This is a genomic window from Psychrobacter glacincola (assembly GCF_904846215.1).
Taxonomy (GTDB): Bacteria; Pseudomonadota; Gammaproteobacteria; order Pseudomonadales; family Moraxellaceae; genus Psychrobacter; species Psychrobacter glacincola.
In genome coordinates, this window is sequence record NZ_CAJGZK010000029.1 from 1 (window position 1) to 16,299 (window position 16,299).

13 protein-coding genes and 1 pseudogene are annotated in these 16,299 nt (G+C 41.5%); 5 read left to right on the forward strand and 9 right to left on the reverse strand.

Going from position 1 to position 16,299, the window contains the following annotated elements; all coding sequences use genetic code 11:
• Positions 1-146 (forward strand): annotated as a pseudogene (locus tag JMW90_RS12385) (IS5/IS1182 family transposase); the annotation flags it as partial.
• 182 nt (positions 147-328) lie between these two features.
• On the opposite strand, the gene JMW90_RS12390 reads toward JMW90_RS12385, so the two are convergent.
• Both JMW90_RS12390 and JMW90_RS12395 read right to left on the reverse strand, forming a co-directional pair.
• Positions 329-718, reverse strand: coding sequence for a hypothetical protein (locus tag JMW90_RS12390; protein WP_201564578.1), 390 nt, complete (start codon positions 716-718; stop codon positions 329-331).
• A 440-nt stretch (positions 719-1,158) separates the two neighbouring features.
• Positions 1,159-2,457 (reverse strand): saccharopine dehydrogenase family protein, encoded by a 1,299-nt coding sequence (locus JMW90_RS12395; protein ID WP_201564579.1) that lies wholly within the window; start codon positions 2,455-2,457, stop codon positions 1,159-1,161.
• Between the two features lie 535 nt (positions 2,458-2,992).
• Here JMW90_RS12395 and JMW90_RS12400 point away from each other — a divergent pair.
• Positions 2,993-3,148 (forward strand): DUF1328 domain-containing protein, encoded by a 156-nt coding sequence (locus JMW90_RS12400; RefSeq protein WP_201564580.1) that lies wholly within the window; start codon positions 2,993-2,995, stop codon positions 3,146-3,148.
• A gap of 147 nt (positions 3,149-3,295) precedes the next feature.
• On the opposite strand, the gene JMW90_RS12405 is transcribed toward JMW90_RS12400, so the two are convergent.
• From JMW90_RS12405 to JMW90_RS12420, 4 genes are all read right to left on the reverse strand, one after another.
• On the reverse strand, positions 3,296-3,589 hold the full coding sequence (locus tag JMW90_RS12405) for a 4a-hydroxytetrahydrobiopterin dehydratase (RefSeq protein WP_201564581.1): 294 nt from the start codon (positions 3,587-3,589) through the stop codon (positions 3,296-3,298).
• A 309-nt stretch (positions 3,590-3,898) separates the two neighbouring features.
• Positions 3,899-4,192, reverse strand: coding sequence for a GNAT family N-acetyltransferase (locus JMW90_RS12410; protein ID WP_201564582.1), 294 nt, complete (start codon positions 4,190-4,192; stop codon positions 3,899-3,901).
• Positions 4,193-4,374: 182 nt separating this feature from the next.
• The gene (locus JMW90_RS12415) at positions 4,375-5,715 is read right to left on the reverse strand and encodes a fatty acid desaturase family protein (RefSeq protein ID WP_201564583.1); all 1,341 of its coding nucleotides are present in this window, start codon (positions 5,713-5,715) and stop codon (positions 4,375-4,377) included.
• A gap of 135 nt (positions 5,716-5,850) precedes the next feature.
• Positions 5,851-7,185, reverse strand: coding sequence for a flavin reductase family protein (locus JMW90_RS12420; protein ID WP_201564585.1), 1,335 nt, complete (start codon positions 7,183-7,185; stop codon positions 5,851-5,853).
• Between the two features lie 356 nt (positions 7,186-7,541).
• On the opposite strand from JMW90_RS12420, the gene ettA reads away from it, so the two are divergent.
• Complete coding sequence (gene ettA, locus JMW90_RS12425; protein ID WP_201564587.1) at positions 7,542-9,203, forward strand: energy-dependent translational throttle protein EttA; 1,662 nt, start codon at positions 7,542-7,544, stop codon at positions 9,201-9,203.
• 259 nt (positions 9,204-9,462) lie between these two features.
• On the opposite strand, the gene plsB is transcribed toward ettA, so the two are convergent.
• Positions 9,463-12,273 (reverse strand): glycerol-3-phosphate 1-O-acyltransferase PlsB, encoded by a 2,811-nt coding sequence (plsB, locus tag JMW90_RS12430; RefSeq protein ID WP_201564589.1) that lies wholly within the window; start codon positions 12,271-12,273, stop codon positions 9,463-9,465.
• Positions 12,274-12,655: 382 nt separating this feature from the next.
• Between plsB and ybaK the strand changes: the two genes are divergently transcribed.
• Complete coding sequence (gene ybaK / locus JMW90_RS12435) at positions 12,656-13,144, forward strand: Cys-tRNA(Pro) deacylase (protein ID WP_201564591.1); 489 nt, start codon at positions 12,656-12,658, stop codon at positions 13,142-13,144.
• An 82-nt stretch (positions 13,145-13,226) separates the two neighbouring features.
• On the forward strand, positions 13,227-13,601 hold the full coding sequence (locus JMW90_RS12440) for a 5-carboxymethyl-2-hydroxymuconate Delta-isomerase (protein ID WP_201564593.1): 375 nt from the start codon (positions 13,227-13,229) through the stop codon (positions 13,599-13,601).
• 22 nt (positions 13,602-13,623) lie between these two features.
• Here the strand turns inward: JMW90_RS12440 and JMW90_RS12445 are convergent, their stop codons facing one another.
• Together JMW90_RS12445 and JMW90_RS12450 are read right to left on the reverse strand one after the other, a co-directional pair.
• Positions 13,624-14,115 carry a hypothetical protein gene (locus JMW90_RS12445; protein ID WP_227691961.1) on the reverse strand — a complete coding sequence of 164 codons (492 nt, stop codon included), beginning with the start codon at positions 14,113-14,115 and terminating at the stop codon, positions 13,624-13,626.
• A gap of 151 nt (positions 14,116-14,266) precedes the next feature.
• Positions 14,267-16,087 carry an acyl-CoA dehydrogenase C-terminal domain-containing protein gene (locus tag JMW90_RS12450; protein WP_201564595.1) on the reverse strand — a complete coding sequence of 607 codons (1,821 nt, stop codon included), beginning with the start codon at positions 16,085-16,087 and terminating at the stop codon, positions 14,267-14,269.
• Between the last annotated feature and the right edge of the window lie 212 nt (positions 16,088-16,299).

The following is a 16,299-nucleotide window of genomic DNA, read 5'->3' on the forward strand; positions in this document are numbered from 1 at the left end:
TATATCGCTGTCGCCACTTGGTAGAAAACGCCTTTGCTAGGTTAAAACACTTCAGAGGTGTTGCTACACGCTATGATAAACTTAAAGCCAGCTATGAGGCTGCCGTGATTCTAGCCTGTGTCTTTATCTGGCTGCCGCTGATTTGAATTCTATACAGCCCCTAGTATCGATACTTTATCTACTGCTGGTATTAATTTTTCTTGCTTGCTGTGCCTACGCAGACAGAGGCTGCAAAAAATTTATACCAGCAGTGTCGTAGCGCTTTTAGGGTATGTTGACTATATATGTAAATCAGTGATTGCATGAACGAAGTTAACTAGGTATTTACTTATAGCTCGTCTTCTTCTGACATCTCTATTAAGTCTTCTGGCGCTTCTAGCGCAGCATCCTCAGATACCATTTCGTTCGTTTGCAACTCTGTATTTTGTACCGCTTCCTGTGGCGCTTTTATCTCAGTAGTCATTGGCTGTTGACCGATATTGCTATTGACGCGCGCGCGTGAAATCGTTTGAGTTTCGCTAATTACAAACGGTGTCATTTTAGAAGTATTTGCATCAGTCTCACCAGCTATGCTTTCAACTTTAGCTTCAACAGCCATCTCAGCAGTGGCAGAGGTCTCTTTAGCGGCTTTGGTGTCAGCTGGAGCTGCCATTGCCAATGTTGGCATAGTAAGTGCCGCGCCGATAAGTAGTGTTAAAGATAGGGTAGAGTTTTTCATTTATTTAATCCTCAATTTATAATGTCAGCTAGAAGTTCTGTAGAGATAATATTGCTTAAATATTATTTGATATAGCGCTTATCTATTTAGTATCCTGAATCTATATATTTAAAATATCTAACATATAATTTATAGAAAAAATAAAATCATGATAATCAATAAGCAACTATCATGATTGATTTGGATAAAAAATTTGGTTAGTGGACAACGTCATTATAAATACGTTGTAAACATTAGACGCAATAATAACCATTTACCTACTAAGCATTCAGTGGTACATCCATGAAAAATCTAACAGACTTATGCTAATAAGTGATTTCGTGCAATTATTGTAGTGTTGTTAGCTAAAAACCGCACCGTGTTGCCAAGATGCGGTCATTTTAATGCTACTAATTAATAGTCCTAAAGCTGCGTTTTAATGCATGAAGCTAGCTAGCTAGTTATCTATCAATCACATCAAAGCTCAGACCAGCATGGTCCTCTAAGCGGGCAAGTAGCTTATCACCCATTGCTGAAGCAGGTGTCCAAAAACCACCGCCCACTGTCTCTTTGCTGATATCTTGTGCTAAACATAAGGCAGCTTGCGACAACATACGTGAGGTGCTACCGTAGCCTGGATCTTTGTCCCCGGTTACTTTGGTAGTGATGGTTTCTTGATTGGCCGTTTTTCCAAAAAGGCGAATATCAAAATAGCCGCTTTCTTGCTCTTCTTCAGAAGGTCCTGAGCCTGATTTAGGCAATACATGCTTGGACAATAACTCGCGGCTTGGTGTAATCATCATGGCAGTGGCAAAGCCAAGCAAGCCTGCACTTAACGCGTAGCTCGTAAGCTTGCCTTTGATACCATCTTTCATCCACATTGCTTCGTCATACCTAAAATCGCGACCATATTCATAACCAAGCAATTGATTGCTGCGATGAACAATGCGCGTGTTGATACTTGCCATTACAAAAGGCGCAAGCCAGCGCTTATGTTCGCTGTCGTATTCAGGTTTACTGACATTGCTCTGACGCACGTTTGGCGCATTTTTATCATCGTTTAGCAAATAAGGGTTTGCCACTTGCTTGCGGCGAGATTTATCTTTTCCAACTTCCTCAAAAATGGTCGCCATGGAAGCAATCGTACCGCCTGATAATCCGCCCTTTGCGGCTTTCACTCGCATATGAATGACATCACAAGCACTATCAAACTTTGCTTCTGCTTGTTTTTGCGTAAAGTAAACGCCTAAGTCTGACGGAATAGAGTCAAAGCCACAGGAGTTAACGATACGGGCGCCACTTTGTTTTGCGGCCTCTTGATATTTATCCATCATGTCTTTGATAAATATAGCTTCACCAGTGAGGTCAACATAATCCGTGCCATTACTAACACACGATTTAATAAGCGGTTCGCCGTATTTCAGATAAGGTCCAACGGTTGAGATAATGACTTGCGTTTGCTCGGTCATTGTATCAAGGCTTGCTGCATCATCGCTATTGGCAATAATAATATCTACTTTGCTTGCCAGTTTAGACTGCAGTTCATTCAGCTTTTCCTCATCACGACCTGCTATCGCCCAAGTGACTGTATTGCCACCCTTATCTTTGTTAGTAGATAAAAATTCTGCCAGATAATGGGCAGTGATTTGTCCAACAAAGCTGGTCGCCCCGTATAAAACAACCGCATAATCTCGTTGCTCGCGATTGGATTTTTTATCATCATTTAATGAGTTGGTATTCTTTGCTATATCCGTATTCATCGTTATTTCCTTATTGAGTGTTTTTTATTAAATGCGTATGGTGCTGTATTTATTATGACCTACCTGTTATAAAGTGCTTATCACGAGTAAGTTATAATTTATGAACGATTGATTGCTAATGTCAATTCGTATTTATCAATTTTTTTAGAGATCAAGATATTTATAGACCGAAAATTTTAACAAACTGATTTGAGATAAAATGCTCATAGTGATACCGGATCTTCTCATAAAAATGCTCACTATTAGCCAAACTCTCACTATCTCTACACATAAGTACTGAAAATCCAAGAAAAAACTGTTAAATGGTAAGATTTACTACAAAGTTTACATAATCTATCGACATTATTACTAAAATAAACCTTTCTTATTGAAAATCATTGCTACTCTATATCCCTAAGCACAGATAAGCGGTAAAAAATAAAAATCAAAATACCAGATGATTGAGATTACTAGAGTAAGTAGCAGTTGGCTGTTCAACACTTACTATAGCAACCTTGTTATTTGACTTTTCAATTACTATTTTAGGAGAATTCTTATGTTTCGTTGGGCTATTATTTTCGCTGTAATCGCATTGTTAGCAAGTTTCTTAGGATTTGGTGGTGTTGCTGGATTGTCTGCAAACTTTGCCTATATCTTGTTAGCAATAGCAGTCATTCTATTCATCGTCGCGTTTGTTAGCCGCCGTATGTAATAGGAAAAGTATACCCGTCCCATAAAGATATTAGCCAGTTAGAAAACTGGCTAGTAAAAAAGACCTCAGATTTACTCTGAGGTCTTTTTTTTGACATAAAATATGCTCGTCTGCTGAGTTATATATGGTAAGCGCAAAGCTTGATCTTTATAAACGTTTAGGCTGGACAATGTGTTCCATACGTTTTGCCAAACGAACATCATGGCTGGTGATGCCGCCAGTATCACCAGTGGTCAGGCGAACTTCGACCACATTGTAGGCATTACTCCATTCAGGATGGTGCTCTAAGGCTTCAGCATGAAAAGCGGCTTGATTCATAAAGCTCATGGCTTCAACAAAATCGCTAAAGTGGTAGGTCTTGACAATAGCGTTGCCATCGCGCTGCCAGCCTGGTAATTCTTCTAGCTGCAAATCGACTTGTTGGTTAGATAAACTACTCATGTTGATATCCTTTATTATTATGGTGGATGGAAAGATCACTATTAATGATAAAATAATGCGGCGACTACGATAAGTTTTATGTGCCTTTATTAAGGAAACAAACGCTTAGGCGCTAAAAGGTCATAGGACAAAAAACCCACCTATTACTGTTATTTTATTATATATTTAGCTGCAAACATATAATAAAAGTATCAGAAAAATAGGAGGGTAATGATAGTAATAGTGAGAGTATATAGCGCTAGTATAACGGTTAATAGGATAAACTATCATAGCCATTTATCGCTAAACATACTTATTCAATAGTTTGAACTATAGTAGATCTTTGTATTCAGGATTTTTATCAATATATGAGGCAACAAACGAGCACTGCGGTACTACTTTTTTATTATTTTCACGAGCATAGTCCAATGCGTGTTTCACCAATGCTGAGCCAACCCCACGACCGCCTAACTCCTGTGGAACGATGGTATGATCATATACCAGCTTATCCTCACGCTCTTTATAACTGATATAAGCTGTCTGCCCATCGATCGAAGTCTCAAAGCGCTTTGCTACCTCATTATGGACGATATTCATATCTGATTTTGTACTGAGATTACTCATAAAAATTTCCTATTGTTAGATATTATAATTATGTCCACTCTTGTTATTATGCGGATTTTTAGTCTGCATCTCTAGGCGGTTAGCGTAAGAGTAGATAGGGCAAATGTTAATATTTTTAACAGGCATCTATTCTAAAGTTTCTGTTCAAGCTTAAAGACTATGCCAGTCTCGTTAATAAAAAATCAGGCATAAAACATAGCTTGGCGCACAACCTGAGGGAGAAATCTTCTAAAACCACGTAATGTCTCAGTAGCGCTGTTAACGCCAAGGTTATTATTCTCGTTGGTACTGCTATTATTGTTTGATATCGATTGTGTGTAAGTATGCCATTCATCGCTACTTGGTTTACTAAAATGACGAATACGTCCGAGTACTTGCATAAACTGCTTACTAAAGTGCCCAGTATTATAGGCTAAATCGTATTTAGCGCAGATGGCTTGTACGGTTGGTGCAATCTTCGCATAGTGCCTAGCTGGCATATCGGGAAAAATATGGTGCTCAATCTGATGCGATAAATTACCGGTCAGAATATGGAACCATTTATTGCCCTGAATGTTGCTGGAGCCGAGAATTTGACGCACATACCAATCACCTTTGCTCTCATTGGCATCAAGCTGGGTATAAATATGCGCCTGCTCAGTAAAGTGACCACAAAATATCACCGCCCATGTCCATAGATTACGAGCAATATTGGCAGTGATATTACCGCTCAAGGTCGTCATTGCACTACTACGACCTAATGTCAGACCTGCCAGCGCAGGAAAAGCAATATAATCTTTACCCATTTGCCGGGCGATTTTACCGAATAGGGCACGAGCTTTTGGCTGCATTATGTCCGTCAGCTGCGGCGTATCTGCGTATTCGTCAACACTGATTTGGATATCATGGAAAGCGACTGCCCATTCAAAGCCTAATGCCAATATCATCGTCTTAAATAAGTTATAGCGATCGCTTGGCGTCCAAGGCTGCTCATCAGTCACACGAATCAAGTGATAGCCGACGTCATGGTCGCGACCGACGATATTGGTAAAAGTATGATGTAGATAGTTATGTGAATGCTGCCATAGGGGCGCAGGGCAAACGATATCCCAATCGAACTTTTGGCTATTAAGATGAGGGTGCTGCATCCAATCATATTGACCATGCATGACGTTATGGCCAAGCTCCATATTGTTTAAAATTTTACTAAAACTCAATAAGGATGTGCCAAGTAGCCAAACGCTAAGTTTGCTACGTTTTGATGATAATTGTCCCGCGAATGCCAGTAATGCTCGTGAAATTACCTCGCTATATACCACCGTCCCATAAACACGCTGAATATAGCGCGCATCATCGCTGCCTAGTGAGTCCATCACGCTTTGATACAGTGTATTCAATTCATTAGCGAGCGCTTCAGTCTGTGCTTTTGCTAGTGGCGCAGCCGTTAACGTCGGATATCGCGTGGTTTTGAATGGTGCATCGACTAGCGATGTTATAGTAGAGACGGCAGATTTAGCTTTAAATATAGGAGGTAACAAGCGCATAGATAGTCCTTAGTCGAACATGCATCAAAAAATGATGATCACAATATTCGGTTCAATTATTGGTGTCAGTTTTAAGACATAATACGAATAAATATTCTCTGTTTCATAAATGGCTATTTATCTTTGAGAATTCTGCTAAATATCCAATACCACATCGGTCATTGGTACATTAATGCAGGTTTGAATAGACTCATAGCCATCATGACTTATCTTACCGGTTTGAATGTTTTTGACCCTACCGCTGATTTTATTACAGCGACACAGCTGACAAATACCTTGTCTACAGCCATGGCTCAGTCGAATACCAGCGCTCTCAGCACCCAATAATAACGTCGTACTGCTGTTATATTGTCGTTGCCGACCACGTAAATAGATGGTTTTTGCTTCGCTAGTAACGGCTTCTTTGTCTGCTTTATCTATAGTAGAAAACATACAATCTAAGCTTTCTATCGCACTAAAACTCTCTATCGTAATGTGGTCACGCAGCTGCTTACCATGTGGCAAATCAATCTCATCGCAAGCGCGGTACAAACTCGCTAATAACGCCGGCGAACCACAGGCAAATATCTGCGTATCCATCAGCGGTAATTTTAATGCTATTAAAGTTTTTACATTTAAATGTCGTGAGCCTGCAAGGTAAGTACTGGGGTCTCCAGTATTAATAAGATGATAAATAAACGTTGAGTATCTATTGGCTAACTGCTGCCATTGATCCTGTAATGGTGATTTATAGGAAGTTGTACGATTGTAATGTAGCAGCGTTACTGGATGTCCATTTTGCAGCGCCTGCGTAATCAAACCTAGCATTGGCGTAATGCCACTGCCGCTAGCGATAAATAATAACGGTACTGATACAGAGATAAGTGGTAAGGGTTCGCTTATTTGACTTGCTTGCTGTGCTAACACGCTATGAGCTAGAGTAAATTCGCCACTGGGTAGACTGCTATTAAATATAGTACCCAGTGCTGCACGTTTGCTTAGATAATCTGATACTAGACCTTGAGGCTTAATAGCAATAGTCACAGTAGAAGTACCAATTTGCGCTAGCGGCTTTTTATCGAAGCTATTTTTATGAAAGCTATCTTCATCAAGGCTGTTATTAAAGTTGTCTTTATTTCCATTAGATTTTTTATCGCTGTCCTCATGCCACCATAATGACTGCTGCGCTAGACCAACCAATGAATAGTTACGTTGATGATAAAAACCATCAAGAAGTACGCTTACATTAATATGTTGTCCGCCATGCCAGCCTTTATTCAAACGGTGACCTGAGCTATTATTTGAACTAAAAGCTTGCTGTTTAAAGGCATAGTTAGGCTCAAATTGTAGCGCAATCAAGTCATCACTGAGTGCATGGCGTGCTATAAGACGCAACTTTGGCACGGTTAATGACCAAAATGGATGCAGCCGCCTACTAATAAAGTCAACAAACGCGCGTTGGATAAGTTCAGGGCGATAGCCAGTCGTCATGGAGTACCTTTTTTATCAAGCTGTTTTATTAAGATTACCTAACATAGTAACTGCTATTGATTAATTTTGCGAAAGTTTTAAGGCTGTTTTTTGTGGCTTTTATATAAAAGCAATGAATCAGAAAGATACAACAGTAAGCTGAATGATAAGTTTAATAGAAGTTTTTATGTAAAATGCTGGCAGCTTTGGGCTAAAAGGTATGAAACAAGCGGTAAAACAGCCAGTTAGCTTGCAGGGGCTTCATCACAATGCGATAATGACAGTCAATGAATACCCCTGATTTTGAGGTGCAGCGTGCTTAGCAGTATTGCTAAGTCTGTTTGTTTGCCTCTTTTATGCAGTCTATCGGAGTGTTAATGGCTCAATATATTTACACGATGAACAACGTGTCAAAACTTGTTCCACCTAAGCGTGAAATTTTAAAAAATATTAATTTATCTTTTTTCCCTGGTGCCAAAATTGGTGTTTTGGGTATCAATGGTTCAGGTAAATCAACTTTGCTACGCATCATGGCGGGCGTGGATACTGAGTTTAGCGGTGAAGCTCGTGCGCAAACCGGTACCAAAATTGGTTATCTGCCGCAGGAACCGCAGCTTGATGATAGCAAAGACGTCCGTGGTAACGTCGAAGATGGCATGCGCGAAGCATTAGATGCGCTAGCCCGTCTGGATGCTATTTATGCAGAATATGCTGAGCCTGATGCTGACTTTGACAAGCTTGCTGAAGAGCAGGGTAAGATGGAAGACATCATCCAAGCATGGGATGCGCATAACTTAAATACCCAGCTTGAAAAAGCGGCCGATGCGCTACGTCTGCCACCTTGGGATGCGGATGTTAGCAAACTATCAGGCGGTGAAAAACGCCGTGTAGCGCTATGCCGTTTGCTATTATCACGCCCTGATATGCTATTACTTGACGAACCAACCAACCATCTGGACGCTGAGTCCGTAGCATGGTTAGAGCAGTTCTTGCAGAATTATAGCGGTACTATCGTCGCTATTACCCATGACCGTTATTTCTTGGATAACGTTGCTCAGTGGATTTTGGAGCTTGACCGTGGTCATGGCTATCCGTATGAAGGCAACTATACTGAGTGGCTCGAGCAAAAGAACACCCGTCTAGAGCAGCAGAATAAGCAAGAAGAATCGTTTGCTAAAGCGCTGAAAAAAGAGCTTGATTGGATTCGCAAAAACCAAAAAGGTCAGCAGGCTAAGTCTAAATCTCGTGTACAGCGTTTTGAAGAATTGAACTCACAAGAGTTCCAAAAACGTAACGAGACCTCTGAGATTTATATTCCACCGGGTCCACGTTTGGGTAATAAAGTCATCGAAGTGAATGATATTGCAAAATCATTTGGCGACCGTTTGCTCTATGAAAACCTAAGTTTTAACGTGCCAGCGGGTGCTATCGTTGGTATCATCGGTCCAAATGGTGCGGGTAAAACCACGCTATTTAACATGATTACCGAACGTGATACACCAGATACGGGTTCAGTTGATTTGGGCGAAAGCGTCAAAGTTGCTTATGTTGGTCAGGTACGCGACAACTTAGATGATAGCAAAACAGTTTGGGAAGAAATCTCTGACGGTCTTGATATCATTACCGTTGGCGACTATACGACGCCAAGCCGCGCTTATATTGGTCGCTTTAACTTTAAAGGCTCAGACCAGCAGAAGCATGTCGGTCAATTGTCAGGCGGTGAGCGTAACCGTTTACAGCTAGCCAAGACATTGAAACAAGGCGCGAACGTATTGCTCCTTGATGAACCCTCAAACGATTTGGACATTGAAACATTACGTGCGTTAGAAGATGCGATTCAGGTCTTCCCAGGTACGGTCATGGTCGTGTCGCATGATCGCTGGTTCCTTGACCGTATCGCGACCCATATCTTGGCATTCGAAGATGAAGGTCCAGTTTGGTTCGATGGTAACTATTCTGAGTTTGAAACCTATCGCAAAAAGACCATGGGTGATGATGCCAATCCTAAGCGCATGAAGTATAAGAAAATTTCAACCTAAAACTGTTATTTAGAAGACAATTATAGTCAGTAAAAAGTAATATCGACACATTATGTACTGCTGGTATCAATTTTTCTTGCTTGCTGTGCCCATGCAGACAGAGGCTGCAAAAAATTTGTACCAGCAGTACTGTAGCGTTTTAGAGTATTTTGACTATACTTAGAAAAGGCAGTTACTTAGAAACTTCGAATTTAAAGTAATAAAAAAGACCTCTAATTATTAGAGGTCTTTTTTTATGCATCAGCGAATGGATCAAAAATTAACGTTTACGCCCGAATTTTCGCTGTTTTTTATTACTAATCTCAGTGATGGCATGGGCAATCTCTTCTTCATTGAGACTGGCAACTTGCTGCAAGATTTGCATCATTTCAGGTCTCAGCACGTATTTTGCGTGATGAGCAATATCATTGATACGTTGATCGAAGGTTAAAATGCCGGTTTCGGCTTCTTTTTGTAGATAATCGAGACGGGTCAATGCACCGAGGAAACTGGTGAATAATGCGCGGTCGAAGAAGTCAGGAATATCATCGGCGTATAGCACGGATAAACGCTGACCAAGCAGATGACATAAATCAACCACTTCGTTTTCGGTCAGATTGCCCGAGCCTTGCTGCGCCAGTAGGGCTAACGTCATAAAGTAGCGTTCAAGACTTTGTTCAACGGGAGTTGCGAGCACTTGCAGCTGCTGGTAGCATCTGCTATTGGATTCAGGAATACTGAGCATATCGTTATCTAGCTCGACAATCAGTCCATGAGTGACCAGGTTATCAAGCTTCTTATTCAGGGTCTCAGCCAAACCGTGCGCTGGATAGTATAAGAATAACTCGCTTTGTAGGAAGGGATACAACTGCTCCGCAATACTGCTTAAACGACTGCGGTCAATGCGACCATTGCGAGCAACTAAAGCGGCTAAGAATGACAATAAGATAAAGACATGTAGGATATTGTTACGGAAATAGCTGAGTAAGGCGGCTTGTTTACCAGCAACCTGAATAATATCACCCAAAATATGAGGTATACGTTCAATAAGCTTAAGCTTGATACCGTAATCGATGATTTGCTGCGGCGTCATATCAGTGATGACCGTATCATCTGAGTAGGGCAGCTGCTGAGCAAGACCTTGATACAGGGCAATTTGCTCACGGCAAATTTCTTCATCGAGCGCCGCTTTTGGTGCAGATAATAACACCAGTGACAGCAAGGATACCGGAGTGACCACAGCAGCTTTATTAATATGCTGCATGACTTTTACGCCAATATTATCAACCATAGCGCTGGCTTTATCATCGAGTAGGGTATCGGTACGATCAGCAGGTAAGCTGTTGGCTGGTACCTCAAACTTTTGCATAAACTCACTAAGATGTAGCGGTGTACCAAAGCTTAAGTGTACATTACCAAAGATACGCTCAATCTTGCGACCGACTTTGAGCAGTCCCATCAAAGACTCAGACTCTTTCGGCTTACCTTTTAACTCACCAATATAGGTACCGCCTTCCATGATACGCTCATAACCGATATAGGTTGGAATGAATACCACTGGTTTATTGGTCTGGCGCAATTGACTGTGTACCGTCATGGCAAGCATACCCATTTTCGGTGGCAGTAAGCGTCCTGAGCGTGAGCGCCCACCTTCGATAAAGTATTCAATCGGCGTATGACGAGTAATAAGCGTATGCATATATTCACGTAATACAGCGGTATAAAGCGCATTGCCACGGAAGCTACGACGTATATAAAAAGCCACTGCGCCGCGCAATAACGGTCCTAATACTGGCACATCTAAATTATCGCCCGCAGCGACATAAGGAATGCTCAAACCACGCTTATAGATGACATAAGAGAGTAGCAGGTAATCGACATGACTGCGATGGCAGGGCACATAGATCAGCTCGTAATCCGCCGCAAGTTCTCTGACACGCTCAAAATGATGCACCTCTACGCCGTCATATAGCTGCGTCCACAGCCACGTTAAGAACTTATAAAAGCCGCGCACGATAGAGTGCGAATAGTCATTAACCATCTCATTAGCATAGCTCTTTGCAAGAATACGAGCCTCACGATTGCTGGTGCCTGTCTCTAGAGCTTCCGCTTCTATCGCATGTTTGATCGCTGGCGAATAAATCAACTTATCTACCAAATTACGTCTGTCTGATAAATCAGGTCCGAGCATACTGGCACGTTGTTTGTCTAAATAAATCGTGAGCTGCTGTTGCAACGACCGCACCAGCTCACGATTGCCATCAGCCGACGCAACCATCGCGTAATTTGGCGCTTCATCGATATTTTTAATACCACTGTCTTTCTCTTTCGAATCATTATTTTTCGAATCAATGTCTTTTAAAACGTCTTCTTTTAAGTTAGCGATTACTGATTCACTTGCAAGCGATTCTTCATCATCACTTTTGAGACTATTATTAATGAGCGCGCGTAAGTCTTGTGGTGGATGGAACTGTACAAAGGTATCGCGTCCCATCACGCCAATATTAAATAACTGCTTGGTGATGCTAGGATCTTGCCAGTTATCAGTGGTCAATAGCTTAAAAAGAGAATCCTCTTTTTCTGGCGCACGTCCCCAGAGGATAGACACGGGAACCAAACGTACTTTTAATTCTGGATGCTGTAAAACGGCAGATACTAGACGTGATAGGCGCGGTGATAGCTGAGTGTCTTTGGCATGTGGATGATGCAAAAATATAATGGCAGCATTTTCTTTAATATTATGAGCACTATCATGCACGCCAACCAACGCTGGTGGTAGCTTGTGTTCTTGTGTTTGTAGATCAATCAAAATACTGTTGGAGCGCGAATAATCTTGCAGTACATAAAATCTTAATGTTTGATCATCATGATCAAACTCAGGCAACTCGCCCAAAAGTTTTGGCTTAACAGCAACATCAAGCACCTGCCCAGACAGCTTACGATACAGCTGATTGAGCGGTGCATTAGAATACGTCTTGGTAGCAATTGGGCTATCGTCCGTTGCTAGCGTGGCTGATTCCGCAGTTACTGAGGTATTATCAGTCGCTACGGGCGCTTTAAAAATCCGTTTTTTTAAGAACTTCGGTATCATAATCGGTATCAAAATTAGTCAAATATATTGCCCTTATAATGCCATAAAAGCCATCAAAGCGATATATAGTGTCTGTATAACTACCAATATTAATAAGCTCTGGTTACGATGTCGTGAGTTACACGCTGCGTAAGGTACTCAATGATTTGAAAGTTAGCGTGTTTAGGGTAATAATAGTTTGGCACAAGATATAATATAGTTAAAATATCTCAAAAACGCTACAGTACTGCTGGTATAAATTTTTTGCAGCCTCTGTCTGCATAGGCACAGCAAGCAAGAAAAATTAATATCAGCAGTACTTGATGTATCGATATTACTTTTCTCTGACTATATATTGTATTTCTGCGTGCTCATTAACGTTACTTTATCAGGTTAAAATATTATGACGCCAGCTATCAATCTTGCCAAACAACGTGGTCTTGATTACCAACTACATGAATATACTCATGACAGTAATGCCGCCTCTTTTGGTTTAGAAGCTGCCGAAAAGCTGGGTGTTGACGTTGGTCAAGTATTTAAAACCTTAGTCGTCCTGACTGATACAGATGTGCTCGCCGTTGCTATCTTGCCCGTCAATAAAACGTTAAATTTTAAAAAAATGGCAAAAGGTCTTTCCGTTAATAAAATGCTGGCCTGCAAAAAAGTCCAAATGGCAGACCCTAAGCAAGTCGAGCGTAGTACCGGCTATGTATTAGGCGGTGTCAGTCCTTTGGGACAAAAAAAGCGCTTAGTAACCATCATAGATGATTCAGCCCAAACACATTCAACCATCTATGTGAGCGGCGGTCGCCGTGGTTTAGAGATTGAATTATCACCAGCACAATTAATGACGACACTTACGGCTCGCTTTGCCTCTATTACTGATGACTAAAAAGCGCTGATTGTCAGATACATTTGGCTTTGTACAGCCGTTCATTTTTCATTCTTCATTCATATTTTATAAGGATATAGTCATGCCACATTTAACCATCCAAGTGACACCCAATGTCAGTATTGCTCATGAACAATCATTTCTTAAAGCATTAAATAAAGTACTGTGGGACAGCGGACACTTTGGTAAAGCAACGGATATCAAAGCACGCATCATTCCTATCGAAGCATTTTTAGTGGGCGTTGACGATGATGAGCAAGTCAATAGCTTTGTTTATGCGCATTTAAAAATAATGAGCGGTCGTGATATGAGTATTCGCAATCAGCTCGCTGAGCAATTGAGTGCAACGATAGAGCAGACGTTGGGCGCTGAGCAATCAGGGCGTACATCGTTGCAGGTATGCGTAGAGGTTGAGGAAATCAGCGCGGTTTATCATAAGAAAATGCTGAATATTTAAACGGTATGGCTTACCGTATATCCTACAAATATTTGCACAGTGACTCGCTAGCATACTTAGGTAATATCATGATTTCGACGCTATAACCGGCAGTTTTACCTTGTGTTGCCATGAGGTTGCGTGCAATACGTAATCGATAGTCACCAGACGCGGGCAAGCAGCCTTGATAAACAATACCGCCTTTGGTGCCGTCTTGCGTCCCATTGGGCATATGGAGCACTCCCACGTTAGCAGTCTCAGATGTACCAATACCTTTACCTGCGAGCGGTGCAATATTAATCACAGTATATTGCCCACTGCCCGCATTGAAGCGGTACCAGTGCTCATTTTCACTGGGCTTTAATTTACCAGTGATGGTGCTAGTCAGGGCGCCTTTTGCAAAACGAATAGGCGTATCGCTACTTTTAGCAACAGCGATGGAACTATTTATAGTAAAGCTCATGAGTGCCGTACTAAGGAGTAGCGTACGAACATAGCGTGATGATAAAGGTATTTCTTTATTAGTATTCAACATCATTAACTCCTAAAAGCGATCGTTGATATCAGTTGCCATGAGTGTTATTAAACGATTAAAAAGTGATAGAGATTTTATTTAAGCACAAAAAAGCGCCTAATAAATAGGCGCTTTTTATTTCTATCAATGATTGATTGGTGTTTAATCAATCTTAGTCTAAAAATGCAAAGCTATCGATGTCCATTGCTGTCATGCTACTGCTTGGTGCAACCATACCTTCGGCGTGACCTGAGGTACGTGGTAATAATTTATCGAAGTAGAATTCTGCCGTTTGGATTTTGGCTTTGTAGAACTCCGGTGCTTCTGTACCGCCATTTTCAAGCTTGTCATAAGCAACCGCTGCCATACGTGCCCAGTGGTAACCCATCATCACGTAGCCTGAGTACATTAAGAAATCATCAGATGCTGCTGAGATGATTTCACGGTCTTTACGTGCCATCAACATCAAGCGTACAGTCAAAGTGTTCCACTCAGCACACAGCTTGGTCAATGCCCAAACAAACTTACGCATGTCTTTGTCTAAGGCATACTCGCCACACCACTTCATGATGCTTGAGGTATAGTCGCGGATGATTTTACCTTTAGACTGCAAGATAACTTTACGACCTAATAGATCCAATGCTTGGATACCAGTCGTACCTTCGTACATGGTTGCGATACGAGCATCACGAGCGATCAGCTCCATGCCCCATTCTTTGATATAGCCGTGACCGCCATATACTTGCTGACCGTGTTTGGCTGCTTCAATACCAAGCTCAGTTAAGAAGCCTTTTAGGATTGGCGTATAGAAGCCAAGTTTATCATCCCATTTTTCAAACTCTTCATCATTGCCATTGATGATGCCTTGAGCCATTTTATCTGCATAGCGTGCTGAATGATAAATCATTGAGCGACCGCCTTCAGCAAAGGCTTTTTGGGTAAGTAACATACGGCGTACGTCAGCATGATGAATGATCGCATCAGCTACTTTTTCAGGATCTTTTGTACCTGATAAAGTGCGCATTGAGCGACGATCTTTGGCATATGGTAGCGCGTTTTGGAATGACAATTCAGTGTGCGCCAGACCTTGGATACCAGTACCAATACGAGCAGTGTTCATAAAGGTGAACATGGCTTTTAGACCTTTGTTCGGCTCACCAATCAAGTAACCAACCGCATCATCAAAGTTTAGGACACAAGTGGCTGATGAGCTGATGCCCATTTTGTGTTCAATAGAACCACAAGTCACACCATTGCGCTCGCCAATTTCGCCTTCAGTATTTGGCAAAAATTTCGGTACGATAAACAATGAAATACCGCGCGTGCCTTCTGGCGCATCCGGTAGGCGTGCTAAAACGATATGGATGATGTTTTCAGTTAAGTCATGCTCACCACTTGAGATGAAAATCTTAGTACCGCTAAGCTTATAGCTGCCGTCCTCTTGTGGAATAGCTTTTGACTTTACTTGACCCAAGTCTGTACCGCACTGTGGCTCAGTCAGACACATAGTGCCCGCCCAAGAGCCTTCGACCAATTTATGTAGATACGTCTCTTTTTGCTCATCCGTACCGTACTGCATAATGGTATTGATACAGCCGGTTGATAGACCAGGATACATTGCCCATGGCCAGTTAGCCGTACCGATCATCTCAGCTTTGATAAGGTTCAATGACGTCGGTAAGTTCATACCACCGTACTCTTCAGGGTACGAAATACCTTGCCAGCCACCATCGACAAACTGTTGATACGCTTCTTTAAAGCCTTTAGGCGTTGTGACCACACCATTCTCAAAATGACAGCCTTCAGCATCCGCTGGCTGGTATAGAGGTGCTAAAACATTTTCGGCAAAATCTGCCATCCCTTGAAGAATCATATCAACGGTTTCAGGATCTGCATTTTCGCCATTATCCAAATCTTTATAATGCGTTTGGTAGTCAAATACATCATTAATTAAAAACTTGATATCACGTAAAGGTGCTTTGTAAGTTAACATAGTCGCTCTCTTTAGTTGTTCGCTATCATAGACGGTGGACTTGGTTTTTAAGCCAGGGTTTACGGAAACGATTTTAATTATTTGGCATAAAAATAGAGAATATCTTGAATCAATGGGTAGATCTGTTAAGGCTAGCTTGATTGTGTTGAAAACTGTTAAGTTATCCTTGATAAAAAACAGTCGTTACGCATTGATGCAGTATAAATCTTCTA